The organism is Kocuria coralli (genome assembly GCF_008831305.1).
Lineage (GTDB): Bacteria > Actinomycetota > Actinomycetes > Actinomycetales > Micrococcaceae > Kocuria > Kocuria coralli.
Map to the genome: position 1 here is coordinate 34,567 of NZ_ML708615.1, position 25,553 is coordinate 60,119.

Annotated in this window: 20 protein-coding genes; 10 read left to right on the top strand and 10 right to left on the bottom strand. The window is 70.1% G+C overall.

The annotated features are described in order from the left end of the window. Window positions 1–47 precede the first annotated feature (47 nt). Window positions 48–2,180: a protein kinase domain-containing protein gene (locus FCK90_RS06305; protein ID WP_158033458.1), complete on the top strand. Its 2,133-nt coding sequence runs from the start codon at window positions 48–50 to the stop codon at window positions 2,178–2,180. 35 nt (window positions 2,181–2,215) lie between these two features. Here FCK90_RS06305 and FCK90_RS06310 read toward each other — a convergent pair whose 3' ends face one another. Both FCK90_RS06310 and FCK90_RS06315 read right to left on the bottom strand, forming a co-directional pair. After that, window positions 2,216–3,610: a class II 3-deoxy-7-phosphoheptulonate synthase gene (locus FCK90_RS06310; RefSeq protein ID WP_425481690.1), complete on the bottom strand. Its 1,395-nt coding sequence runs from the start codon at window positions 3,608–3,610 to the stop codon at window positions 2,216–2,218. Window positions 3,611–3,789: 179 nt separating this feature from the next. Continuing rightward, window positions 3,790–4,506: a lysophospholipid acyltransferase family protein gene (locus tag FCK90_RS06315; RefSeq protein WP_158033459.1), complete on the bottom strand. Its 717-nt coding sequence runs from the start codon at window positions 4,504–4,506 to the stop codon at window positions 3,790–3,792. 189 nt (window positions 4,507–4,695) lie between these two features. Here FCK90_RS06315 and FCK90_RS06320 point away from each other — a divergent pair, with 189 nt between their 5' ends. The 3 genes from FCK90_RS06320 (at window position 4,696) to FCK90_RS06330 (ending at window position 7,461) form a co-directional block, all read left to right on the top strand. Further along, window positions 4,696–5,661, top strand: a complete 966-nt coding sequence (locus FCK90_RS06320; protein ID WP_158033460.1) for an alpha/beta hydrolase — start codon at window positions 4,696–4,698, stop codon at window positions 5,659–5,661. Continuing rightward, window positions 5,658–6,056, top strand: a complete 399-nt coding sequence (locus tag FCK90_RS06325) for a hypothetical protein (protein ID WP_158033461.1) — start codon at window positions 5,658–5,660, stop codon at window positions 6,054–6,056. Before FCK90_RS06320 ends, FCK90_RS06325 begins: the two co-directional genes overlap by 4 nt. Before the next feature lie 103 nt (window positions 6,057–6,159). Beyond that, window positions 6,160–7,461: an MFS transporter gene (locus FCK90_RS06330; protein ID WP_158033462.1), complete on the top strand. Its 1,302-nt coding sequence runs from the start codon at window positions 6,160–6,162 to the stop codon at window positions 7,459–7,461. 88 nt (window positions 7,462–7,549) lie between these two features. On the opposite strand, the gene FCK90_RS06335 is transcribed toward FCK90_RS06330, so the two are convergent. After that, window positions 7,550–8,971 carry a mycothione reductase gene (locus tag FCK90_RS06335; protein WP_158033463.1) on the bottom strand — a complete coding sequence of 474 codons (1,422 nt, stop codon included), beginning with the start codon at window positions 8,969–8,971 and terminating at the stop codon, window positions 7,550–7,552. A gap of 127 nt (window positions 8,972–9,098) precedes the next feature. On the opposite strand from FCK90_RS06335, the gene FCK90_RS06340 reads away from it, so the two are divergent. Beyond that, window positions 9,099–9,929 carry a ParA family protein gene (locus tag FCK90_RS06340; protein ID WP_158033464.1) on the top strand — a complete coding sequence of 277 codons (831 nt, stop codon included), beginning with the start codon at window positions 9,099–9,101 and terminating at the stop codon, window positions 9,927–9,929. A gap of 85 nt (window positions 9,930–10,014) precedes the next feature. On the opposite strand, the gene FCK90_RS06345 is transcribed toward FCK90_RS06340, so the two are convergent. The 4 genes from FCK90_RS06345 to FCK90_RS06360 all read right to left on the bottom strand — a co-directional run bounded on the left by FCK90_RS06345 (window position 10,015) and on the right by FCK90_RS06360 (window position 12,809). Continuing rightward, a complete protein-coding gene (locus tag FCK90_RS06345; protein WP_158033604.1) occupies window positions 10,015–10,587 on the bottom strand; it encodes a MerR family transcriptional regulator in 573 nt (190 codons plus the stop codon). Window positions 10,588–10,910: 323 nt separating this feature from the next. After that, window positions 10,911–11,438, bottom strand: a complete 528-nt coding sequence (locus FCK90_RS06350; protein ID WP_158033465.1) for a bifunctional nuclease family protein — start codon at window positions 11,436–11,438, stop codon at window positions 10,911–10,913. A 68-nt stretch (window positions 11,439–11,506) separates the two neighbouring features. Further along, window positions 11,507–12,283 (bottom strand): transcriptional regulator FtsR, encoded by a 777-nt coding sequence (gene ftsR / locus FCK90_RS06355; RefSeq protein ID WP_158033466.1) that lies wholly within the window; start codon window positions 12,281–12,283, stop codon window positions 11,507–11,509. A 58-nt stretch (window positions 12,284–12,341) separates the two neighbouring features. Further along, complete coding sequence (locus FCK90_RS06360; protein WP_158033467.1) at window positions 12,342–12,809, bottom strand: FHA domain-containing protein; 468 nt, start codon at window positions 12,807–12,809, stop codon at window positions 12,342–12,344. Window positions 12,810–13,268: 459 nt separating this feature from the next. Between FCK90_RS06360 and FCK90_RS06365 the strand changes: the two genes are divergently transcribed. The 3 genes from FCK90_RS06365 to cydC all read left to right on the top strand — a co-directional run bounded on the left by FCK90_RS06365 (window position 13,269) and on the right by cydC (window position 19,591). Beyond that, window positions 13,269–14,870 carry a cytochrome ubiquinol oxidase subunit I gene (locus FCK90_RS06365; protein ID WP_158033468.1) on the top strand — a complete coding sequence of 534 codons (1,602 nt, stop codon included), beginning with the start codon at window positions 13,269–13,271 and terminating at the stop codon, window positions 14,868–14,870. Between the two features lie 135 nt (window positions 14,871–15,005). Next, complete coding sequence (gene cydB, locus FCK90_RS06370; RefSeq protein ID WP_158033469.1) at window positions 15,006–16,037, top strand: cytochrome d ubiquinol oxidase subunit II; 1,032 nt, start codon at window positions 15,006–15,008, stop codon at window positions 16,035–16,037. Beyond that, window positions 16,034–19,591, top strand: a complete 3,558-nt coding sequence (gene cydC / locus FCK90_RS06375) for a thiol reductant ABC exporter subunit CydC (RefSeq protein ID WP_158033470.1) — start codon at window positions 16,034–16,036, stop codon at window positions 19,589–19,591. The genes cydB and cydC overlap by 4 nt, the downstream gene beginning before the upstream one ends. Before the next feature lie 42 nt (window positions 19,592–19,633). Here cydC and FCK90_RS06380 read toward each other — a convergent pair whose 3' ends face one another. Beyond that, on the bottom strand, window positions 19,634–20,713 hold the full coding sequence (locus FCK90_RS06380) for a 2,3-butanediol dehydrogenase (protein WP_158033471.1): 1,080 nt from the start codon (window positions 20,711–20,713) through the stop codon (window positions 19,634–19,636). Window positions 20,714–20,872: 159 nt separating this feature from the next. Beyond that, entirely contained in the window at window positions 20,873–21,529 is a 657-nt protein-coding gene (locus tag FCK90_RS06385) for a TetR/AcrR family transcriptional regulator (RefSeq protein ID WP_181954219.1), read from the bottom strand. An 85-nt stretch (window positions 21,530–21,614) separates the two neighbouring features. Between FCK90_RS06385 and FCK90_RS06390 the strand changes: the two genes are divergently transcribed. Together FCK90_RS06390 and FCK90_RS06395 are read left to right on the top strand one after the other, a co-directional pair. Next, entirely contained in the window at window positions 21,615–22,976 is a 1,362-nt protein-coding gene (locus tag FCK90_RS06390; RefSeq protein WP_158033473.1) for a YhgE/Pip domain-containing protein, read from the top strand. A 9-nt stretch (window positions 22,977–22,985) separates the two neighbouring features. Beyond that, the gene (locus FCK90_RS06395; protein ID WP_158033474.1) at window positions 22,986–23,585 is read left to right on the top strand and encodes a DNA-3-methyladenine glycosylase I; all 600 of its coding nucleotides are present in this window, start codon (window positions 22,986–22,988) and stop codon (window positions 23,583–23,585) included. Between the two features lie 16 nt (window positions 23,586–23,601). On the opposite strand, the gene ggt is transcribed toward FCK90_RS06395, so the two are convergent. Beyond that, entirely contained in the window at window positions 23,602–25,467 is a 1,866-nt protein-coding gene (gene ggt / locus FCK90_RS06400; protein WP_158033475.1) for a gamma-glutamyltransferase, read from the bottom strand. Between the last annotated feature and the right edge of the window lie 86 nt (window positions 25,468–25,553).

Sequence of the window (25,553 nt, forward strand, 5' to 3'; positions counted from 1 at the left end):
ATCGGCGGCTTCAGCGGTCATCCAGGGCACTGACTTAGTGTTGTCATGTGCAAAATGCTCATGAAGATCACCTGACCGGGACCGTGCTGGAAGGCCGGTACACCGTGGGCCCCCGCATGGCCCGCGGTGGCACGGGGGGTGTCTACCGCGCCGTCGACGAGCGCCTCGATCGCACCGTCGCGGTCAAGATCATGCACCCCCACCTCACCGAAGACCCCAATTTCGTGGGTCGTTTCGCGCGCGAGGCCCGCGCCGCCGCCCGGCTGTCCCATCCCCATGTCGTCGCGGTGCTGGACCAGGGCCGCACCGACGACGGCCTGGTGTTCCTGGTCATGGAGTTCGTCGAGGGCGGCACCCTCCGCGACGTCCTGAACCGCAAGCACTTCCTGACGCCCGGTCAGGCGCTGGAGCTGCTGGCTCCGATCCTGGAGGGGCTGGCCAGCGCCCACCGGGTCGGCCTGGTGCACCGGGACATCAAACCCGAGAACGTGCTCATGCGGACCGACGGCACGGTCAAGGTCGCGGACTTCGGCCTGTCCCGCGGCGCCGATCAGCACACCACCACGGGCGCCGTGCTCGGCACGGTGGCCTACGCCGCCCCCGAGCTGGTCAAGGAGCAGCCGGTGGGCACCCGCTCCGACGTGTATTCGGCGGGGATCCTGGCGTGGGAGATGCTCGCCGGCAAACGCCCCTTCCAGGGCAGCCCCCTGATGATGGCCCGCGCCCAGGCCGAGGACCTCGTCCCCGCTCTCTCCGACGCGGTGCCGGGGATAGCCGAGGGAGTGTCCGCGATGGTCGCGGGATGGACGTCGAAGTCGCCCGGCGACCGCCCGGCGGACGCCGAGGTCATGGTCGCCCAGCTCGCCAGACTCCGTCTGGAGCTGGACGAGACCGCCCTGAGCCACGTGCCCGCCGGCTGGGAGCAGGGCCCGGGGCCGCTCGCACCGGTGCTGGCCGATCCAGGGGCCTCGGTGCTGCCCGACTCCGCTCCGGCCACCGGGCCGGTCGAAGAGCTCCGCGATCTCGGCGGCCTCCGGCAGGGCGAGGCTCCCACCGAGGCGATCGGGCGGACCGAAGCGATCGGCCAGGCCACGCCGTGGACGGATCCGGCCGGCCCCACGGAGGCCATATCGACGACGGCGGAACCAGACCCCGCCACCCCCGTGAGACCGGGCACGGGTGACAGCGCACCGGCTCCGCCGGCCACCCAGATCATGAGCACCACCGCGCCCGCGGCAGGAGCCCCCGCCGGCACGCCATCGGCACGGGATCTGGGCGTCTTCGACGACACCACGAGCATCTCCGCACTGACGGACGAGGCCGGGAAGGCCACGGACCGGGAAAGATCCGCCGGCGATCCCGGGGACTCGTCGTCAGGCGCCATGCCCTCGGCATGGGGCCGGCTCTCGAGCCGGATAGGCGGCAAGGAGGCCGCGGACACGGACGCCTCCGGGGCCCTGGTGGAAAGCCGGTCCGATGACCCCGCGAAGCCGACCGTGCGCCTCACGTCCTTCGCCCCGTTGCGGATCGTCGTGATCCTGGCTCTGACAGCGCTCCTGGTCTCCCTGGCGGGCTTCCTGGGATGGCTCCTCGGGTCGGGGAGCCTGCGGACGGAGCAGATCCCCTCCGTTCAGGGAACGAGCACCGAGCAGGCTGAGGCTCTCGCCGGCGAGCAGGGGTTCGGCAACGTCAGGGTGTACGAGCAGGCCAGCACCGAGGTCCCAGCGGGCACCGTCATCGGCACCCGCCCCGGCGAGGGCACGCAGATGCGGGTTGGCGAACAGCTGTCGATCCTGGTCTCGACGGGACCCGAGCAGGTATCCGTCCCCGCGCTCGAGGGGCTGAGCCAGGACGAGGCAACCTCCCGTCTCGACAACGCAGGGCTGACCGCCGGGTCGGTCAGCAGCGAGTTCTCGGAGTCTCCCGAGGGTTCGGTCATCGCGGTCTCCCCCGCCGTCAGCACGCAGCTGGATCAGGGTTCCGCCGTGGACCTCACCGTCTCCGCGGGAGCCGAGCCCGCCGAGGTTCCGCGTGTCGTGGGCTCTACCGCGGACGACGCGACGTCACGGCTCGAAGAGCTCGGCTTCACCGTCGAACGCGAAGACGTGGCCGGCGGCTACCTGGGCCGAGTGGTCGGCCAGTCTCAGGACGGCACCGTCATCACGCTGCGCGTCATCTGAGCATCCGGCCGACCACACGGTCAGGTCGCGTCGCCTCAGCTCTCGCGGGCCAGGTATCCCGCGACCAGGAACGCGATCTCGAGGGACTGCATGTGGTTCAGGCGGGGATCGCACAGGGTCTCGTAACGGTCGGCGAACTGCGATTCGTCGACCGCGGTGGATCCGCCGAGGCACTCGGCGACGTCGTCGCCGGTCATCTCCACATGCAGGCCGCCCGGGTGGGAGCCGATGGCCTGGTGCACCTCGAAGAAGCCGCGGACCTCGTCGACGACGTCGTCGAAGTTACGGGTCTTGAACCCCGACGGCGTGGAGACGGTGTTGCCGTGCATGGGATCCGACACCCATACGACCTTCGCCCCGGAGTTCTCCACGGCCTCGGCCACCCGCGGGAGGTTCTCCCGGATCTTGGCCGCGCCCATCCGGGTGATGAAGGTCAGGCGGCCCGGGATGCGATCGGGGTCGAGCTTGTCGATGAGCGCCAGAGCATCGTCGGGCGAGGTCGAGGGGCCGAGCTTCACGCCGATCGGGTTCTGCAGCCGGGAGAGCAGGTCCACGTGCGCGTCCTCCAGGCCACGGGTGCGTTCGCCGATCCAGAGGAAGTGCCCGGAGGTCCCGTAGGGCAGGTGCGTGCGGGAGTCGATGCGGGTCAGCGCCCGCTCGTAGTCGAGCAGCAGCGCCTCGTGGCCGGTGAACAGCTCCGTGGTCTTGAGCGCGTCGAAGTCGGCGCCGCAGGCCTCCATGAACTTCACGGCGCGGTCGATCTCCCGGGCCGTGGATTCGTAGCGGGAGTGCGCCGGGTTGGAGGCGAAGCCCATGTTCCAGGAGTGGACGTGGCGCAGATCGGCGAACCCGCCGCCGGTGAACGCCCGGATCAGGTTCAGGGTGGAGGCGGAGGTGTGGTAACCGCGCACCATGCGCTGGGGGTCGTGGGCACGTGCCTCTTCCGTGAAGTCGAAGCCGTTGACCATCTCACCGCGGAAGGTCGGCAACGTCACTCCGTCGCGCGTCTCCTCGTTGGAGGATCGCGGCTTGGAGAACTGCCCGGCCATCCGGCCCATCTTGACCACGGGCATCGAGGCACCGTACGTGAGCACGGCGGCCATCTGGAGCAGGGTCTTCACCCGTGCGGTGATCTTGTCCGCCGTGGCGCCGTCGAAGGTCTCGGCGCAGTCGCCGCCCTGCAGGAAGAACGCACGGCCCTCGGCCACCTCCGCCAGACGCGCCTTCAGCGTGTCGACCTCGCCCGCGAAGACGAGCGGCGGGACGATGGAGAGCTCCTGGACGCTCGCGTCGAAATCCGGGTGCTCCGCCCAGGTGGGCTGCTGGTCCGCGCGCAGCGAACGCCACTCATCCAGCCCATAGGTGTCAGCCGCAGGCTTGGGGCCGGGCTGGAAGGGCAGCTGAGAGGTGTCTACGGAAACCTGGGTCACGGTATTGCGTCCTTGAGTCGAAGCCCCGGGCCGGCCACCGAGGCGGCCTCCCGTGGCAGGGGTGTGATGTGGGCCGGCGCGGGCGGGAGCACGGGGTCATCCGGCCTCTCCCTCGTCGGCACGCGGCATCTACGCTACCTCAGCCGACGGCCGGCGGGAGCACGGGGCGGCTGGCGGATTCAGGTCGTGCGCCCCGGCTTCTTGGCCAGCCGGCGTTTGACGTCGGCCGCGTAGGCCTCGACGTACTCCTGGCCCGAGAGACGCTGGATGGCGTGCACGATCTCGTCGGTGATCTGGCGCGCCGCTTCGCGCTCGTCGGTTCGCCCGCGCAGGTGCGAGAAATCCATGGGCTCGCCGAAGATGGTGGTCACCCGGAACCCGTTCTTCTGCCGCCACGGGGCGGGGAAGGCGGTGCCGAGGGGCTGCACCACATCCGTTCCCACCATGGCGATCGGGATCACCGGGGCGCCGGTCTCCAGCACCAGCCGGGCCACCCCGATCTTGCCCCGGTAGAGACGGCCGTCGTGGGACCGGGTCCCCTCCGGATAGATTCCCAGCAGTTCCCCCTCGGCCAGTTTCCTGCCCCCGGCGGACAACGACGCAGCCGACTTCCGGCCTCCCGACCGATCCATGGGGATCTGGTTGATCGCCCGGAAGAACCAGGCCACCACCTTGCCCTTGAGGCTCTTCCCCACGAAATAGTCCGACTTGGCCAGGAAGAAGATCTGCCGCTTCACGGCGATCGGCATGAAGATGTGGTCCGAGGCGGACAGATGGTTGCTGGCGAGGATCGCCGGGCCGCTGGCGGGGACGTTCTCGGCCCCGACGACCTTGGGGCGGAAGACGAGGTTGACGATCGGGGTCACGACCCAGTCCTTCAGGAACATGTAGACCATGTGGCCCGCACTCCTCCAACTTTTCAGGCGAATACCGCATCCCGCTGAGGTCACGACGGCGGTGGGTCCGTGAGCGATTCCGATGCAGTATCTCACGTCACACATCGCTCCCGGGACGGTAGCGGCGCGGGCTCCCGCACCGCGCGCTGCGCGTGGGGGAACGCACCCCGGCAATGAGAGCATGGGTGCATGACCGATGCCGTTCACGATCCGACTACCTCCTCCGCGGACGCCTCCGGCGGGGTGGCTCTGCCCACCGAGGCCGAGCCGCGGCTGGCCTTCCGGATTCCGCGGCAGAGCGCCGCGCCCGCGGGCCCGGGCCGTTCCGACGACGCCAGCGTGGGCGTCCTGGTCCTGCACGGGTTCACCGGAGCCGTTTACGGGGTCCGCGACTGGGCGCTGAGCCTCTCACCCCGCTATTCGATCAGTGCACCGGCCCTGCCCGGGCACCGCACCACGTGGCAGGACCTGGGCCGGACCACCTGGCGGGACTGGTACGACCACGCGGCGGATGAGCTCGCGGAGCTTCAGGCCGAGCACGACCGGGTGGTGGTGGCCGGGCTCTCCATGGGCGGTGCCCTCGCGTTGCGTCTCGCCCAGGACTTCGGGCGCGAGACCGAGGGCCCGGGCGCCGCTCGCGCCACCGGATCGGCGGGCCGCCGCCCCGTCGACGGCGTGGTCGTGGTGAACCCCGCACTGTCACTGCACCGGCGGGACGCACGGGCGGCGAAGCTCGTCAGCCGCTTCCTGACCTCCACCGCCGGGATCGGCAACGACGTGGCCAGGCCGGGTATGAGCGAGCACGCCTACCCTCGGACTCCCGTGGCGGGCGTGGTCCAGCTGAACGAGCTCATGGCCGTGACCACAAGGGATCTCGGCCGGATCCAGGCCCCGGTGCTGGTGCTCCGGTCCCGGCAGGACCACATCGTCTCCGACGCCTCCCACCAGCGGATCATGCGCCGCTGCTCCGGGCCGGTGGAGACCGTGGTGCTGCCCCGCAGCTATCACATGACCACGCTCGACCACGAGGCCGGGGTCGTCAACGCCCGGACGGGCAGGTTCGTCGACGCCGTGGCCGCGGGCCTGTGCCCCATCACGGGGCTGCCGCTCGCGGACCCGGCCGCGTCCCCCGGCACCGGAGGCGACCTCACGTGAGCACGCCGGACCGCGATCCCCATGCCGACGAGCGGGCCTGGGAGGAGATCGTCGAACGGCTCCGGGGGCCGGCGCACGGCCCTCTCGGCGAGAACGGCCTGGAAGAGCTGGAAGAGGACGGGCCACGGGACTACGAGCTGGCGGAGGACCCCGACGAGGACTGGCAGCCGCCGGATCCCGGGGACGTCACCCTCGGGCTCAGTTCCGGGACGATGACGGCGTGGGGCGTGCTGGTCCTTGTGCCTGTCGTCATGGTGGTCCTGGCGTTTATGATGAACGGTCTGCCGTGGTGGCTGTGGGTTCCGGGACTCGCCGTGGTGATCTCCTCGATCGCCTCGTTGCTGCGCAAGCTGCCCGAGGACCGAGACGACGGCGACGACGGCGCCGTCGTCTAGCAGCCGGCCCCGCACGCTCCCGGCTGCTTCCCCGCCCTTTCACCGCCCCTTCACCGATCATCCCTGATCGTCTCCGATCGCCAACTCGCAGGAGTCCCGCACCATGACAGCAGGTCAGCAGACACCGCCCTCGCCGCAGCGCCTCAAGGTGGCCCGGGTGGCCATCTCCGGGTTCTTCCTGGTCAACGGCGCCGTCCTGGCCAACCTGCTGCCCCGTCTGCCCGAGGTCAAGGACGCGTTCGAGCTGACCAATACGCAGTTCGGCTTCCTCGTGATCGCCATGCCCCTGGGCTCGATCCTCTCGGGCATGGCTCCGGCTCCGCTCATGCGCCGCTTCGGTTCCGGGCCCGTCGCCGGGATCGGCTCGGCGCTCCTGGCCGCCCTGGTGGCGGTCGCGAGCATCGCCGGTGGCATCGGGGGCGGCGCCTGGCTCCTGGCCGCCTATGTCGCCCCGATCGCGTTGGCGGGCATGCTGGACGCGATCGTGGACACGGCTCAGAACGCCCAGGCCATCGACCTGCAGAAGACCATGGGGCGGTCCATCCTGAACTCGATGCACGCCATCTGGAGCCTCGGGGCGATGCTCGGCGGTCTCATGGGCTCCGCCGCCGTGGCCCTCGGCGTCCCGCTCACCCTGCATCTGAGCCTCAGCGGGCTGCTGTTCGCGGCGCTCGCCCTGGTGGCGCAGCGCTTCTCACTCCAGCGCGCCGAGATCGGCGGCCCGCGCCGGGTCGTGGTCGATCCCGACGACGGCCCCCGGCCCGCGCCGCACGCCGCGGCCGATGCGCCGTCGCCGTCGTCCTCGAAGATCCGTCCCGTGGTGATCGTGGTCATGATCAGCGTCATCGCGATCGCCGGGGCCATGGTCGAGGACCTGGGCATCAACTGGTCCACGCTCTATCTCATCCGGGTGCTCGAGACCCCCGCCGCGGCGGCCGGCATGGGCCTGGTGGCCATGATGGCGGCGCAGTTCATCGGCCGGCTGCTGGGCGACCCCATGGTCGACCGGTTCGGCCGGGTCCGGATGGCGCAGGCCGGCGCCGCCATGGCCGCCGCGGGCGTGGGAGTCGTGGCGGTCGCACCGCATCCCGCGGTGGCCATCCTGGGCTTCGCCCTGGCCGGCTTCGGCTGCGCGACGCTGGTTCCCTCGGCGTTCCACGCGGCCGACTCCGTGCCCGGGCTGCGACCCGGGGCCGGCCTGACGCTGGCGGGCTGGCTGCTGCGCACCGCGTTCCTGATCGTCTCCCCGCTCGTGGGCGTGATCTCCGACTCCGTGGGGCTGAGGCTGGCCATCCTGATCGTCCCGTTGTGCGCCCTGATCGCGGTCCTGGTCTCCGGCGCCCTGAAGGAGCGAGAGACCGCCCCGGCCACCGAGGAGCACGCCGCGGCGAGCACGCGTTCGTAAGCGTCCCGCGGGGCATCGGGAACCGCCCCACGCCCCGGCTGTCGGCGGCGCGGTCCGCCGCAGCGGGCGGACCGGGGCTGCCAGCGGCCTAGTCGAGCTCCAGGCCCAGCAGCGCGTTCTCCACGACTTCCGCCAGGGAGGGGTGGATCCAGTACTGACCACGGGCCATCTCGTGCGCGCCCAGACCGAAGCTCATAGCCTGGATCAGAGGCTGGATCAGGATCGAGGAGTGCGGGCCGATCAGGTGGGCGCCGAGCAGCTCGCCGGTGGCCCCGTCCGCGATCACCTTGCAGATGCCGGTCCGGTCCTCCATGGCCCATCCGTAGGCGACATCGCCGAAGGCCTGGGACTTCATGGTGATCCGGGTGCCGTGCCGGTCCGCCCATTCCCGCGCCTGTTCCTCGGTCATACCCACCGCGGCGATCTCCGGGTGGGTGAAGACCGCCGAGGGGATGTAGCGGTGATCGGAGGCCACCAGTTCGTCGGGATGCAGGGCGTTGTGCGCGACCACGCGGGCCTCGTGGTTGGCCACGTGCTTGAGCTGCGAGGGCGACGAGACGTCCCCGAGCGCCCAGACGCCCTCGAGGACGCTGCCGTCCGTCGCCAGGACCCGCTGGTACTCGTCCACGCGCAGCAGCCCGCTGCCGGGATCGACGGCCAGGTCGGCGGCGGACGGGTTGAGCAGATCGGTGTTGGGCCGTCGGCCCGTCGCCATGAGCACGATGTCGGCGACGTCCTCACGGGTCGACTCCTGGCCGTTCTCGTCCCTGCCGCTGGAACGGACGGTGACGGAGCCGTCGCCGTTGTCCGTGATGGCTTCCGGCGCCCATCCCAGCTGCAGGTCCCACTGGCTGGAGGCGCATTCGCGGAAGCGCTCGGCGATCTCGGCATCGTGGGAGCGCAGCAGCCGCGTGGAACGGTTCAGCTGGGTGACCCGGGAGCCCAGGCCGTGGAACACGTGCGCGAACTCGGCGGCGATGTACCCGCCGCCGACGATCACGATGCGCTCCGGCAGGGACGGAAGGCGCATGACGGTGTCCGAGGTGTGCACCTGGGACAGGTCGATGCCAGGGATCCGTGGGACCGTGACCCTGGATCCGGAGGCCACGACGATCACGGGGGCAGTGAGCTCCTCGCCCGAGGCCGTGACGAGGGTCTTGGGCCCCGTGAAGTGGGCGTACTCCTGGTACACGGTCACGTTGGACAGCGACTTCCGGTACTCCAGTCCCCCGGCCGAGATCGCATCGATCCGGCCGAAGATCCGGTCCCTGATCGCCGGCCAGTCCACGTCGGCGGGGCCCACCGTCACGCCGAGCCGGCCCAGTTCCCGGCCGGACTGGGCGACCTCCGCCGGGTACACGTACATCTTCGTGGGGATGCAGCCCACGTTGATGCAGGTACCCCCGAAGGTACCGCCGTCGATGAGGCCCACATCCAGCTGGTCGTATTCGGGTGTCAGCAGCGAGTTCCCGGACCCGGAGCCGATGATGATCACGTCGTGCCTGCGCATCTGACTATCCTAGGTCCGCCAGAAGGTTACGCCTGCCGCCCGGGTGCCCGGGCGGCCTCGTTAGGATGCTCCGGGGCTCATCGAAGAGCTCAGCGCCCGTCCCGCCCGCCACCAGTTGAAGGACCCCGTGCAGATAGTCAGTGTCTCCAGCCTCAAGGGCGGAGTAGGAAAGTCCTCCGTCACCCTCGGGCTCGCCTCCGCGGCGTTGGCCGACGGGGTCCCCACCCTGGTGGTGGATCTCGACCCCCATGCCGATGCGACCACCGGGCTGGGAGTGCACGCCACCTCCGAGCTCAATGTCGGCAGGGTGCTGGCCAGGCGGAGCAAGCCCGGCGCCATACGCGCAGTCGCGGTCTCCTCCCCCTGGGTCACGCGGGAGACCGGCGACGGCGGGAAGCGGAGACTGGACGTAGCACCGGGCTCCTCGGCGTCATCGCCACTGGATCGTTCGACGTACCGTGCTGCGGACCTGTCCCGCCTGGTGCGCGCCCTGGAGGGCATGGCGGCCGACTACGAGCTGGTGCTGATCGATTGCCCGCCCAACCTCAATGCCCTGACCCGGATGGCCTGGGCCGCATCGACGAAGGTGCTCTCCGTCGCGGAGCCTTCCCTGTTCTCCGTGGCCGGCACTCAGCGCACGATGACGGCGATCGCCCACTTCGAGCGGGACAGCCCGCGGGCCGTGGGTTCAGCGGGGGTCGTGGTCAACAGAGTGCACCCGGACGCGCGCGAGCACCGTTTCCGGGTCGATGAGCTGAACGAGCTCTTCGGGCCGCTGCTGGTGGCTCCCGTCATCCCGGAGAACCAGGTCTGGCAGCGTGCGCAGGGCTCCGCCTGGCCCATCCACCGGTGGCCCGGAGCCGACGCCGAGGACCTCGCGGATCGTTACACGCAGATTCTGAGGGGGCTGCTGGCCACGGGTGCGCCAGCGGAGGAGCATGCATCCGCCGGTGAATGAAGACAGGTGAATGAAGACAGCCGAGCAGAGTGCAGGGGTGCCGTGAAACCTGACGTGCGGTGAGGCCGGGTGAGGCGGCCGGGCGTCAGGAGACGTTCTGCTGCCGGCGCGCCCGCCGGGCCGAGAGCTCGTCCCCGGCGTACTCGGCGGCCTCGCCGTCGCCGCTGGCCTCCGGCAGACTGGCCAGGCTTCCCTCGACCTCACGCCAGACCCGGCCCACGGCGATTCCGAAGACGCCCTGGCCGCCCTGGACGAGGTCGATGACCTCTTCCTGAGAGGTGCATTCGTAGACGGAGGCGCCGTCGCTCATCAGGGTGAGCTGGGCGAGGTCCTCGATGCCGCGGACCCGCAGGGCCACGACGGCCGAGCGGATCTGCTGCAGGGAGACCCCGGTGTCCAGCAGGCGCTTGACGATCTTGAGCACCACGATGTCGCGGAAGCTGTACAGACGCTGCGTCCCCGAGCCCTTGGCGCTGCGCACGGTCGGTTCGACGAGCTCGGTACGGGCCCAGTAATCGAGCTGTCGGTAAGTGATACCCGTGACTTTGCACGCGGTGGCACCGCGGTAACCGACGGTGTCATCGAGCGCCTGCCGCTCGTCGTCGAAAAGCACGCCCTGGGTGCCCCCTGACAAAGAGGTGAACACGGGGAGCTGCAGTTCTTCGGCAAGCGGGGCATCGACGTGATCGGTGTCCTTCACGCGGATCCTCCCGGGCTTGGCGCCGCTCCGATGGGGAGAGCAGCGGCATGTTTGACGGTGGTGGCGGGTCTTCTGGAGCCGGCTGATGAGCCTCGGCACGGGGCAGGGAACCTGACAAAAAACCAACTTGACTGTGACGGTAGACGGGCCGGGCACGCTAATCAAAGACCCCGGCCTCCAACGCAATCGTGTCGCGGGCGCCGGCAGGCTGCGCCGACCCGGACGAGCCCTGGAATCTGGCCCCACGAGGGTGTTTGGCCGCTCCCTGGAAGCGGCCAAGATCACTTGAGGAAATCTTCCGGATCCACCGTGTCCAGGAAATCCCGGAACTGCCGCATCTCCTGCTCGGTGCCCTCGCCCGTATCGCCCGGGGACGCGTCGTCCGTGTCCTCGCGGAGCTCGCCGTCGCCGGTCATCACCAGGCCGGCCTGCTCCAGCACCGCGTCCGAGCACAGGATCGGGCAATCCACCCGGGCGGCCAGGGCGATCGCGTCGGAGGCACGCGAATCCACCACGGACCCGTCGTCGAAGACCAGCGCCGCGTGGAAGACCGTTCCCTCGACCGTGTGGATGCGGACCTTCTCGAGGCTGCGGCCCAGAGTCCTGGCGACGTCCAGCAGCAGGTCGTGCGTGAGCGGCCGCGGGGGCTCCACCCCCTGGATCGCGAAGACGATGGACGTGGCCTCGTTGGTCCCCACCCAGATGGGCACGTGCCGCCGTCCCTGGGCCTCCCGAAGGACCACCACCGGTTGCGACGAGGGGACGTCCAGCCGCACCCCGGCGATGTCCATGAGATGTTCTCGCTGCATGATGGGCCACCCCGTTCCAGTCCTTGCGGGCTCACGCTTGAACCCGCGTCCGGCTTCCCGGCTCGGGCCTAGTCCTCGTTCGACAACCGGCCCTGCACCGACTCCAATCGTCCCACGACCAGAGAGGCATGGATACTCAGGCACAACTGGGTGATCTCGCCGGCCCGCTCGCTGGCGCGCCGCGCCGCCACGGGGGTGCGCTTGGCGACGTCGGGGGCGATCGCCTGCTCCACGAGCCCGATCTCCCGGTCGGCCGCCTGCCGCAGCGTGCGCAGATGGCGGGGCTCCACCCCATGGTCGCGCAGCGATCGGGCGGCGCCTGCGATCACCAGATCATGCCGGTCGAAGCCGCCGGGACGCTCGTGAATGAGGCCGAAGCTGATCAGCTCCCTGACCAGGGGGATCCCCGCCCCCGACTGGCGGCACAGTTCGCGCATGGTCAGCGGCTCGGCGTGATCCCCCGCCGCGGCCATCGGCGCCGTCGCGGCCGGTCCGGCTCCTGCGGAGTCGGGCTGCCCGGAACTCCCCGCGGAGGTCTCGCCCTGTCGTCCGGAGGGTGATGGCGCCTGACCGGCGTCGTCATCACCGGATCCCTGGGGCTCGCTGTCGGCGAGCGCTTCGAGCTGGCCGGCGTCCGAGAGCTCGCGGATGACCTTGAGCGGCAGGTAGCGCTCCCGCTGCAGGACCAGGACCCGGCGCAACCGCTGGAGGTCCTCGGGTGAGAACTTCCGGTAGCCGGACTGCGTCCGGGCCGGATGCAGCAGTCCCTGGTCCTCCAGGAAACGCACCTTGGAAGCGGTGACGTCCGGGAAGTCGGACTGCAGTTCCTTGAGCAGGGCACCCATGCCGATCCGCCGAACCTGTGTGGATTCGGCGGACTCGCGGGGGCCTGTCGGACTCACGTCAGGGGCGGGACTCGGCGGTGCGAGTCGAACGGTAGAAGATGAAGCAGAACTTGCCCAGGCGGACCTCGTCGCCGTTGTTCAGCAGCACCGAGTCCACCCGGTCGTTGTTGACGTACGTACCGTTCAAGGAGTTCTCGTCGACCAGTTCGTAGGAGTTCTCCCGGCGGATGAAGCCCGCGTGACGACGGGAGACCGTGACGTCGTCGAGGAAGACGTCGGCCTCGGGGTGGCGGCCCACGGTGACCTGGTCGGTGTCGAGCAGGAACCGGGAGCCCTGGCCATGCGACTGGCCGTGGGAATCGACCTGCACCAGCAGGGCGCTGCTGGGCGGCAGCGCCTCGATCGCGGCCTGTTCCTCCTCTGAGAGCCGGTGCCCGGCTGCCTGAGCCAGGATGTCGGAAACGATCTGGATGGAGGTTGTCTCCGGACCGGCAGACGGGGTGTTGCGCTCGGACGGCGTGGTCATGATTCCCGTACTCCTCCTCTGAGGCTCATATCAGTGATGCTCGGCGACCCCACGGGGAAGGGAAGGACCATGCCGATCGGACGTTCTTCGGGGACTTCTCCCAGGCCATCCCGATGGCTACTGTGAAGTACCTCGCCATAGTCTAACGGTGCCGGCGGAGTTCTCGACGTTCACCGCGCGACGGCACCTCCATTCCTCTGCATTCGCCGGGTGTTCCGGCCCCGTACTATCGCACCGGCATCCCCGCGCCGTCATGAGACGACAGTCACGATCAAAGCGGGGCCGCCCGGGGCTCGTGACCGTAAAATTACCGATATATTTCTCATGTACTACGGAGTGACCGGGGTCCCCTCCGCGTGGATCCCGCAGGCCTTCATCTGATGGGCGCCGCCTACCAGGCGACCTCAAGGACCTTGCCTCGAAGGTCCGGGCTGCCATCACCCCGGACGGGAGTCTTGTATGGATCCGCTGGAAATCGCCCGGTGGCAGTTCGGTATCACCACCGTCTACCACTTCATCATGGTTCCGCTGACCCTCGGCCTGGGGCCGCTGGTCGCGATCATGCAGACCCTGTGGGTGCGCACCGGCCAGGAACGGTACCTGCGCATGACCAAGTTCTGGGGCAAGATCTACCTGATCAACTTCATCATGGGCGTGGCCACGGGCCTGGTCCAGGAGTTCCAGTTCGGCATGGCCTGGAGCGAGTACTCCCGGTTCGTGGGCGACGTCTTCGGGGCTCCGCTCGCGATGGAGGGGCTGCTGGCCTTCTTCTTCGAGTCCACGTTCATCGGCCTGTGGATCTTCGGCTGGGACCGACTGAAGAAGGGCGTCCATCTCGCGTGCCTGTGGATCGCCGTCATGGGGTCCGTCGCCTCGGCCTACTTCATCATCGTGGCCAACTCGTGGATGCAGCACCCCGTGGGGGTCGAGCTGATCGACGGACGGCCGGTCATGACGGACGTGGTGGCGGTCCTGACCAACAACACCGCCATGGCAGCCTTCACCCACGCCCTGTTCGGCGCCGTGGGCGTGGGCTCCGCCCTGCTCGTCGGCATCGCCTGGTACCACCTGTGGCAGCGGCGTCGTGACGGCATCGACACGGTCGACGCCGGTGGGCGGGTCATCGTGGGCGAGAACCCCGAGCTGCCCGGCCGGGACAGGACCGACCACGCCGTCTGGCTCCGGTCCCTGCGCCTGGGCGCGGTGGCCGCCATGATCGGCTTCGCCGGTGTGGCGGCGACCGGCGACATCCAGGGCAAGCTGATGTTCGAGCAGCAGCCCATGAAGATGGCGGCGGCCGAAGCGGCCTGCCACGACGGGACCAGCTTCTCCGTGCTCTCCGTGGGCAACCTGGGCGCGCAGGACTGCGACGAGGTCCAGGGGCTCATCGAGATCCCCGGGCTGCTGTCCTTCCTGGCCAAGGGGGACTTCACCACCGAGGTCGACGGGGTCAACACCCTGATCCCCGAGTACGAGGAGGCCTACGGGACCAACCTCCCGGACGACCCGCTGTACGGGGAGCGCGCCGGGCAGGAGATCGACTACCTGCCCCTGATGGAGGTCACCTACTGGGGCTTCCGGATCATGATCGGCTTCGGCGTCGCCGCCACCGGTTTCGCCGCCGTCGCCCTCTGGCTCACGCGCAAGGGCACGGTTCCGGCCTCCAAACCGCTCATGTGGCTGGCGGTGGCCTCCATCGGAGCGCCCTTCGTGGCCAATATCGCCGGATGGGTGTTCACGGAGATGGGGCGCCAGCCGTTCGTCGTGGCCCCGAACCCGGATCCCAGCGGCGTCGACGGGGTGTTCATGTACACCGCGGCGGCCGTCTCCCCAGGCATCACGGGCGAAGAGGTGATCTTCTCCCTCGCGGCGCTGGGCAGCGTCTACCTGGCACTGTTCGTGGTCGAGCTGCTGCTGCTGATCAAGTACGTGCGCGGTGGCGTCGCCTCGGCCATGCCCCAGCTGGGGCACGCCGGCGATGAGGACGGCCATGGGGACGACGGGGACGGCCCGCCGGGTGGCAGGCGTTCGGAGGACGACGTCCTGGCCTTCGCGTACTGATCCCGCGCGAGACGACGACCGCACCCGAGCAACCGCAGCTGAGACGACCACCGCCGAGGCAACCGCATTCGAGACGACAGTCAGCCCCCGTGCTGACCGGGAGCCCCTCCCAGGGCCCCAGCGAGGAGTATCCCCATGGACGTCCTGCCCGTGATCTGGTTCGCGGTCATCGCCTTCCTCTGGACCGGGTACCTGGTCCTGGACGGCTTCGACCTCGGCGTCGGCATGCGCATCTGGGCTCGCGGCGGGAGCGAGAAGCAGAAGCGGCTCATGCTCAACGCGATCGGCCCCGTGTGGGACGGCAACGAGGTCTGGCTGATCACCGTGGGGGCGGGCACCTTCGCGGCGTTCCCCCTGTGGTACGCCTCCTTGTTCTCGACCCTCTACATCCCGCTGACCCTGGTGCTGCTGGCCCTGATCTTCCGGGCCGTGGCGATCGAGTACCGCGGCAAGCGGCATACGCAGCGCTGGCGTGCCGGATGGGACCGGGCCCTGGGCTTCGGGTCCTTCTTCATCGCCTTCGGGATCGGGGCCATGCTGGCCAGCACCACCCTCGGCCTGCCGATCGACGCCAACGGGGACCGGGTGGGAGGGCCGTTCGCGTGGCTCTCCTGGCACGCCCTGCTGGGCGGGCTGGCCGTGGCCGGCTTCAGCTGGGTCCACGGCGCGGCGTTCCTCACCGTGAAGACCTCCGGTCACGTCCATGAACAGGCCCGTCGTGCAGTCGTGCGGTGGATGCCGTGGGCCGTGGCCCCTCTCATCGGATGGGTCCTCGTGGTCCAGGTACGCCACGGTTCCACGGTCAGCTGGTTGCTGGTGGTCTTGGCCGTGATCGCCCTGGTGGGCGCGTGGGCCGCGGCATATGTCGACCGCGACGGCTGGGCGTTCACCGGTCTGGCGGCCTTCCTGGTCGCGGGATCCGCCGCCATCTTCACCGCGGTGTTCCCGGTGCTGGTGCCCTCCACCGTGGACGGGGCCTTCGACCTCACGGTGTACAACGCCTCGAGCGGTTCCTACGCCCTCACGGTGATGACCTGGATCGCCGGCGTGGCCCTGCCCCTGATCCTGGTCTACCAGTCGTGGAGCTACTGGGTCTTCCGCAAGCGGCTGACGGAGCAGCACATCCCCGATGCCCATGACTTCCTCCCCGCCATCCTGCGCCGATGACGGCCGAGCCCGGCGGCGCTCCGCACCTCAGCCGAGGCCCCCGTGCCGACTCCCGCGAGGACCGGTCAGCCGGGGCTGACCGCCTGGGGCCGGGCGGCCTGCGGTCCGTGGCGGTCTTCGGCGTCCTGGGCGTGCTGAAGGCGCTCGCCCTGGTGCTGATCGCCGAGGCGCTGGCCCGCGGAATCGTGGCCGCTCTCGACCAGGACGGCGCCGCCCTGTCCGGCGCCGTCGCCCTCGGCCTGGCCGGAGCCGTGCTGCGCGCCGCGCTGATCTGGGCCCATCGATGGTTCGCAACGCGAGCTGCCGTGACCGCGAAGCAGAGCATCCGGCACGGCATCGCCGCGGCCGTGCTCCGGAACGGGGCCGCGGCGCCGCCGGACGGTCCCCCTGCCGTGGCCGGCTCACGGGCGGGAACGATCTCCGCCGTAGCCGCGATCGGCCTCGACGAGCTGGACGAGTACTACCGCTCGGTGCTGCCCACGATGATCTCCGCCGTGGCCGTGCCGGTCGTGGTCGGGTTGCGGATCCTGTCCGTCGACTGGGTGAGCGCCCTGATCATCGTCCTGACCATTCCCCTGGTGCCGATCTTCATGATCCTGGTCGGGCAGCATTCCCAGGCCCAGGCCGACTCCGCCTCCCGGAAGCTCCAGCGGCTCTCCGACCACCTCGTGGAACTCGGGCGGGGGCTGCCGGTCCTGGTCGGCCTGGGCCGGCTGGACGACCAGGCCGCCGCCCTCGACCGGATCGGCGTGGCGCACAAGGACGCGACCATGCGCACCTTGCGCACGGCGTTCCTGTCCTCCCTGGTCCTGGAGCTGATCGCGACCATCTCCGTCGCCGTCGTGGCGGTCTTCATCGGGGTGCGCCTGATCGACGGCTCCCTGCCCCTCAGCGTGGGCCTGCTGGCACTGGTGCTGGCTCCCGAGTGCTTCCAGCCGTTCCGTGAGCTGGGTGCCGCTTTCCACTCCTCCCAGGACGGCCTGGCCGCGCTGCGCCGTTCCCGGGAGCTGACCGCCGGAGCGGAACCGGGCGATGACGCGACGGGTGACGCGACGGGCCCCGTCCGGCTCGAGCACCTGAGCGCCGGGTACGGCCGCTCCCCCGTTCTCGACGACGTGACGGCGCACTTCCCGGCCGGAGCCATCACCGCGGTGACAGGTGCCAGCGGCTCCGGGAAGTCCACGCTCCTGGCGGTCCTGGCGGGGTTACTGCCACCCTCGGAGGGAACGGTCCAGGGCGTCGACCCGGACCGCCTGGCCTGGGTGCCCCAGCACCCGCATACCGTGGGCAGGACGGTGCGCGCCGAACTCGAGCTCTACGCGCCGGGCCCCCGAGCCGTTCCGCCCGTGCTCGCCGAGCTGGGCCTGGAGGCCGTGGCCGATGACGACCCCGCCCGGATCAGCCCCGGTGAGCTGCGGCGGGTCGCCGTCGGGCGCGGCCTGCTCCGAGTGGCGGCGGGAGCCGACCTGCTCCTCCTGGACGAACCCACCGCCCACCTGGACGATGCCTCGGCGCGGGCCGTGCTGGAGGCGCTGGCCGGCGTCGTCGGCAACCCGCAGGTCACGGTGGTCGTGGCCTCGCATGACGACCGGGTACTGCGCATGGCCGGCTTCCGGATGCGAGTCGGCCGGCAGGGCGGGACCCGACTCGCCCCGGATGCCGGGCACAGTGCTCCTGGGCCGGAGGCCGTCTCCGGTCCAGCCGCACCGGAGCCTGGAACGGACACGACGCCGAACCGCGCCGCAGGTGCGGAAGGGCCGACACGGCCGGCGGTGACGCCGCCCGGGACGGTCCAGGCCGAGTTCCGGGCCTTCCTGAGGCCCAGTGCCTGGCGCTGGGTGGGTGCGATCCTGCTCGGCACGGCCGCCGCGCTGTTCGCGGCTTCCCTGACCGCCCTCTCGGGATGGCTCATCGTGCGCGCCGCGCAGCAGCCGCCCATCATGTACCTCATGGTGGCCATCGTGGGCGTGAGATTCTTCGGCATCGGCCGGGCCGCGCTGCGCTACGCCGAACGCCTGGTCACCCACAGCGCCGTCTTCACGTCGCTGGTCGACCTCCGGTCGAGGATCTGGGCGGGTCTGGCACAGCGTGGCCTGTCCACCCGGGCGCTGGCCACGGGGCCGTCGGCCATGGAGTACCTGGTGGTCGCGGCCGACAGGGTCCGCGACCTCACCCCGCGGGTCCTGCTTCCGGCGGCCGTGGCCGTCACGACGGCCGCCGCCTCGTGGATCGCCTACGGGCTCCTGGTGCCCCGGGCGCTCTGGGTGATAGTCGCCGCCGCCGTCATCAGCGTGGTGATCGCTCCTGCGGTTGCGGCACTGGCCGACCGCGCGGCGGCCCAGGCCGTCCTGGAGTCCAAGGCGCGCATGACCCGCGAGTTCGTCGCCATCGTCACCGCGGCGCCGGAGATCAGGGCCAACGGCATCGGCGAGCGGGTCCTGTCCCGTGTGACCGCCCTGGACGAGACCGCCGCACGGGACGCCAAGCGGGGTTCGTGGGCCCTGGGACTGGGTGAGGCGCTGGTTGCCCTGGCCACCGTCTCGGCCGCCGTTCTCGTCCTGGGACCCGCTGCCGGTGCACTGGCGGCGGGCGACATCACCGAGCCCATGGTGGCCGTCGTCGCGCTGCTTCCCCTGGGACTCACCGAGCCCTTCAGCGGCGCGGTGGCCGCAGCCCAGCAGGCGCCCGCGCTGCGCGGCGCCCTGGCGCGAACCGCCCGGGTGACCGTCCCATCAGGTGCGTCCCGGCCACGGCCCGAGGCGTCTGGCCCGACGGCGCAGGATCCGACCGGGCAAAAACCAGCCGGGGACCGGTCCCCGGCTCTGCGCATCGAAGGCCTCGCGACCCGTTGGCCGGGAGCCGGCGACGATGCCTTCGGCCCCCTGACCGCCACCGTCCGGCCCGGGCGATGGCTCGTGATCGAGGGGCCTTCCGGAAGCGGCAAGTCCACGCTGCTCGCCACGATCATGGGACATGTGGCTCCCTCGGCCGGTTCCGTCGCCGTGGCCCGAGGGACGATCTACGGGCCGGAGGGCGACGGAACGGCCTCGGTGGACCTGGGCGGGAACCCCGCCGCGGCCCAGGGACTGGTGGTGTGGTGCCCCCAGGAGGCCCACCTGTTCGCCTCGACCATTCGCGGCAATCTGGCGCTGGCCCGCTCCCCCGAGGAGGCACCCACCGACGCCGAGATGGTTCAAGTCCTCCGGGCGGTGGGACTGGGGCCGTTCCTGGACGACCTTCCGCGGGGACTGGACACGTGGGTGGGCAGCGGGGGCTCGGAGCTCTCGGGCGGGCAGGCTCAGCGGCTGGCCGTCGCGCGCGCACTGCTGGCCCCGGGCAAGGTCGTCCTACTGGACGAGCCCACCGCCCATCTGGACGCCGACGGCGCCCGGGAGCTGATGGACGACCTGCGATCGGCGCTGGCGGAGCGGATCGTCGTGCTGGTCACCCACCACACCGAGGACGTCTCGGAGGAGGACCAGCGCGTCAACTTCCAGCGCCGGAGGACCGCCCCCGGCTCTCCCGCACCGGCCCCGGCGGAGATCAGCGGGTAGTGCTCCCGCCAGGGACGGTCAGGGTCGGTGTGCCGCGGTGGCTCAGAGACCCTCGCCGCTCGGGGACACGAGGATCTTGACGGCGGTCTCGTTGTGGTTGATCAACGTGTCGAAGCCTTCGTCGACCAGGTTTTCCACGGCGATCCTGCCCGTGATGAACGGCTCCAGATCGATCTTGCCGGATTCGACCAGCTCGATCGTCGCGGGATGCGAGTTGACGTAGGCGATCGTGCCCCGCAGGTCGATCTCCTTCATGACCAGCTTGTGGATGTCGAAATCCGAGCGCTTGGCCCAGATGGAGACGACCACCAGCACCCCCGTGGGACGGAGGGCGTCCATGAGGGTGTCGAGCACGATCTGGACCGACGTGCACTCGAAGGCGACGTCGGCGCCGCGCCCGTCCCGGGAGAGCTTCCGGACCTCATCCGCGACGTCCACCTCGGTCGGGTCGAGGGCGTGGTCGGCCACCCCCGCCTCGATGGCCTTCTGCCGCCGCAGCGGTGAGAGCTCGGAGACGACCACTGTGCAGCCGATCGCCTTCAGGACGGCCGCCGTGAGCAGGCCGATCGGGCCCGCCCCGCCGATGATCGCCAAGTCGCCCTCTTGGGCCCCGGACCGCTGGACCGCGTGGTAACCCACCGAGAGCGGCTCGATCAGGGCCGCCTGGTCCAGAGGAAGATCTTTGCTGATCTTGTGGACCCAGCGCCGCCTGACGGAGATCTTCTCCCCCAGCCCTCCGCCGCGACCGGCCAGGCCGATGAAGTTCATGTTCGCGGACAGGTGATAGTCCTTGGACTCCGGCCCGGTGTCGACGTCGTCGCCGATGATGTACGGCTCGACCACGACGTGATCGCCGACCTCGAGGTCCTCCACGCCGTCGCCCAGCGCGTAGACCACTCCGGAGAACTCATGCCCCAGGGTCACAGGCGCCGTCTCCCCCGAGATGGGGTGCGGGGTGTCGTGCGTGGGGCAGAAGACGGGACCGTCCTTGTACTCGTGCAGGTCGGTGCCGCAGATGCCGCACCAGGCGATGTCGATGCCCACCTCGCCGGGCCCCACCGTCGGCTCGGGGATCTCGTCGATGCGGATGTCCTCATGGCCGTAAAAACGTGCTGCCTTCATGCGCTGCCACTCCTTCGTCAACCGACTCTGCCGGCGGAGCGGGCCCCGCCCACTTCAACATAGTCCCCGCGTCCCCGTCCCCTGCCGATGTTGCCGCTCCTTGGCACGCCGAGGTACCGGACGACCTCCTCCTGTCGTCGCCGTATTCCGACTGCCGGACTACCGGGTGCCTGAGCCGCCGGCTTCGGCCTCCGGGCTGATGACGGTGAAGGCCTCCCACGTGGCCGAGATCAGCCGGGCTCCGATCCCGCCTTCGGACGTCATGCGGCGGCCCAGTCGCAGGAGCTCGCCGTCCCAGACGGCGATCAGCAGCCGGGCCAGGTCCGTCTTGGGAAGCGTATAGCTCACCCCGTGCCGGCCGACGGTGGCCAGCACCTCCGCAACGGCCGCGACGATCCGCTCGTATTGCTCGTCCACCGCCAGGCGCAGCTGCTCGTCCCGGTCCGCGGCCAGGTGCATCTCCAGCCGGAACCCCTGCCATGCGCCGTCCTCAGTGAATCCGGTGAGCGACTGCAGGACGAAGCCCAGCACCTCCGCCATGGGCACCTCCCGAGCCAGCTGCCGGTCGACCTCCGCATGGAGCAGGTCGACCAGATGGTTCACGCGGTATTGGTAGACGGCCACGGCGAGTTCGGTCTTGGACTCGAAATTGCTGTAGAAGGCTCCCCGCGTGAAACCGGCCGCCGCGCACAGGTCGGCGACGCTGGCGGCCTCGAGCCCCTTGTGCACGAAAACCGGGGCGGCTTCCTCCACGAGTTTGCGCCGGGTGGCCACCCGGGACCGCTTGACCGCTTCTGTGTCCGGAGTCTCACTCATCGCCGTCGTTCCCTTCTCGACCATTTCAATACACAAGTGTATCGTCCTATCTCAGATTTCAATACACCAATGTATCGAGGTACGGATGACTTCTGAGAGTTCTCCCGCGAAGACTGCACATCACAAGGCCACGCTCTGGGACATGCCCCGGACCGTGCGCTGGATCCTGCCCCCGGCGGTCGCCCTGATCGTCGGATTCCTGGGCATCCTGCTCTACCTCGGCGGACTCGGCTCGCCGACCTCCCATATGGAGGACATGCCCCTTGCCGTGGTCAACCAGGACGAGGGCACCACGGTCTCCGATCCGGACGGCTCTCAGCACGACGAGAACCTGGGCAACGATCTGACCGGGTCGCTGATCCAGGAGGTCAACGACAGCGGCGAGTTCGACCTGCAGGAGATGTCCCAGGACGAGGCCCACGACGCCCTGACGCGCGGGGATGTCTACGGGGCGATCGTGATCCCGTCGGATTTCAGCGCACGGAGCATGGCGCTGATCCCGGCCGCAGTGGGCGGTGACGGCGACGGCGCCCAGCCCACCATCGAGCTGATCACCTCCCCCCAGGCCGGTTCCATGAGCTCACGGCTGGTGACGGAAGGAATCACCCCGGCCCTCGGCCAGGTCTCGGACACCATCGGCCAGGAGCTCTCCTCGGCCGCGGACCAGCAGGTCCAGGCGCGTCAGGATGCCGGACAGCGGGTCCCCGATGTCACCGCCGTCGCACAGGACGTGCTGAAGGACCCGGTCCAGATCGACACCCACGCCTGGCAGGATCTGGGCGAGGGCACCGCCCTGGGCATGGGGCCCTTCTACTGGTCCATCGTCCTGCTGGTGGTCGGCCTGACGGGCAGCATCGCCGTCAGCACCCTGGTGGATGGCATCCTCGGCATCGTGCCCGTCGAGATGGGGCCCAGCTTCCGCACGTATCGCACCGTGGCCCTCTCACGCTTCGCGACCCTCTTCCTGAAGTGGGGCATCATGGCCGTCGCCGGTGCCGCCACGGCCGGCGTGATGATGTTCGCCGCTTCGCTCGTCGACATGCCCATGCCGCACGGCGGACTGCTCTTCCTGATCAGCTGGCTGTCGATCTGCACGGTCTCGGCGGTCACGATCGGGCTGCTCACCGTGGGCGGGAGCATCGGCATGATCCTGTCGATGATCTACCTGATCTTCCTCGGCCTCCCCTCGGCTGGCGCGGTGGTTCCGGTGGAGGCCCTGCCCGGCTTCTTCGCCTGGCTGGCGAGGATCGAGCCGCTGCACTACACCTGGCTCGGCGTCCGCGACGTGCTGTTCTTCAGCGCGGAGGGCAGCTCCGGACTGGGCACCGGAGCCTGGGGACTGCTCGTGATCATGGTCTGCTTCCTGGCCGCAGCCGCCGCGCTGTCCCCGCTGTGGGACCGGCTCTCCGGCCGGCGGGGCGCGGGCCACGGTGCTCACACCGCGTAGATTGGCGGCATGACCACGGAGACGGGACTCGTGACCGGCGACGACGGCCTGGCCCGCCCCGGCTGGGCGGCCGCCGACGACCTCATGCGCGAGTACTACGACACCGAGTGGGGCATGCCGGTCACCGATGAACGCGGACTCTTCGAACGGCTGAGCCTCGAGGCGTTCCAGTCGGGCCTCTCATGGGCCACGATCCTGAGGAAGCGCCCGGCCTTCCGGGCCGCCTTCAAGGATTTCGTCCCCGAGGAGGTCGCGGCCTTCACGGAGGCCGATACGGCACGGCTCCTGGCGGATGCGCGCATCGTGCGCAACCGGGCCAAGATCGCCGCCACCATCGGCAACGCGCGTGCCACCGTGGGGCTCCGGGAGAAGGGCGGGCTGAGCGAGTTCATCTGGTCGTTCAAGCCCGCCGCCACCCCGGAGCCGCGGACCATGGCCGAGGTGCCCACGCAGTCCGCGGAGTCGGCGGCCATGGCCAGGGCGCTCAAGAGGGAGGGCTTCGCCTTCGTCGGCCCCACCACGGCCTACGCCCTGATGTCGGCCGTCGGCATGGTGGACCTGCACCTGGTCGGCTCTCACCGCCGGGGCAGCTCCGGGATCTGGAGCTAGCGCACCCGAGGGTCCGCTACCAGCTCCTGGCCGCGCCCCCGCCGCCTCGTTCGGTCTCGGCGGCTGCCACGAGCATCGCGCCCTCACGGGCCACGCCGGAGGCGTTGCCGATCCAGCTCCCGGGATCCTCGTCCTGGATCTCATGCCCGAGGGCCGCCAGCCCGGCGCCCGTCGGCGAGGACCCCAGCCCCAGATCCGCATCCTCGGGGAAGGAATTGCGTGAACTGAGCCGTGGGGCCGCCACCGCGTCCACCAGCGGCAGCCCGCGCTCGAAATAACCCGCGATGATCATGGCCACCGTCGTGATGATGGTCGCCCCGCCCGGTGTGCCCACCGACAGCCGCAGACCGGCGTCGTCGGTGATCAAGGTCGGGCTCATCGAGGAACGCGGGCGCTTCCCGGGACCGGGCAGATTGGGATCCGGGACCCCCGGCGTCACCGGCACGAAGTTGAAGTCCGTGAGCTCGTTGTTCAGCAGGAAGCCGTAGCCCGGGACGGTGATCCCGGATCCCCCGGTCTGCTCGATCGTCAGGGTGTAGGAGACGGCGTTGCCGTACTGGTCCACGACGTTCAGATGGGTGGTGGACTGCCCCTCACGCGGCTCGGGCTGGCCGATGCCCGCCGCCGCGGCGTCCTCGTAGTCGCCGTCGGGCGAACCGAAGGGAATGGGACGGTCCTGGGCGCGGTCCGGGGCGAAGAGTGCCGCGCGTTCCCCGGCGAATCCCGTGCTGAGCAGCTCCCCGATCGGCACGTCCGGGACATGGCCCACCCACCGGTTGCGGTCGGCGAAGGCGATCGCGGTGGATTCGGCGAAGCGGTGAAGATAGTCGACCTCGCTCAGCGCGCTCAGCGGGGTGCCCGTACGGCGTTCGATCTCCTGGAGCAGGTTCAGCGTCTCCCCCACGGCGATGCCGCCGGAACTGGGCAGGCCCATCCCGTACACGGTCATCCCGCGGTAGGCGCTCACGGTCGGCTCCCCCGGCAGGGCCGCGTAGGAGGCCATGTCCTGGGCGGTCATCGGACTGCCCGGCACCTCGTCACCGCCCGCGGTGGTCGGCCGGTTCGCCTCGGCCAGCACGGCCTGGGCGAGGGCGCCTTCGTAGAACTCGCGGACGCCCTGGGTACGGAGGATCCGGTAGGTCTCGGCCAGGTCCGGGTTGCGGAACTCGCTGCCCACGGCCGGGGGCTCGCCATCGGGCATGAAGACCCTGGCCGTCTCGGGGAACCGGGAGAACCGCTCGGCGTTCTGCGCCGTGTGGTCGTGATAGTTCTGATCGACCACGAAACCGTTCCGGGCCAGCTGCTCCGCCGGCTCGAGCAGTTCCCAGAGATCCCGGGTGCCGAAGCTCGCGAGCGCAGCCTCCCAGGTCGCCGGCGTGCCGGGGATGCCCACGGACTTCCCGGAGCCCACCACGGCATCGAAGTCCAGAGCGTTGCCCGCACCGTCCGTGAACTCGGTCTCGGTATAGGCGGCGGGCGCCGTCTCCCTGCCGTCGATGGTGTGCACTGCCCCGGTGGCCGCCTCCCGGTAGACCAGGAAGCCGCCACCGCCGACCCCGCTGGAGAAGGGTTCGGTCACCCCGAGGACGGCGGCCATCGCCACCGCGGCGTCCACGGCGTTGCCGCCGCATTGGAGCACCGTGAGCCCGACATCGCTCGCATAGGCGTCCACGCTGGAGACCGCGGCCGTCGCACCGCAGGATTCCGGTGTCTTGAAAGGCTCCGGCTGGGCTCCGGTACCACCGCCTTCACCAGCGCCGGGGGCGCCGGCGGGCGGCACCGAGGCCCGCGCTGGTGAGGCCACGAGCCCTCCCGCTCCGAGCGCCGCTCCGACGCTCAGAAGCGCTCTGCGGGTGACATGTCGTGAGGGTGTGTGGGTCATGGCTCGTCCCCTGCTCGCCGCGGATGTGCTCTGTGTCACGTTCATCTAGGACACTACAAGGGTGCGCGGCTCCACGGGTAGGGGCA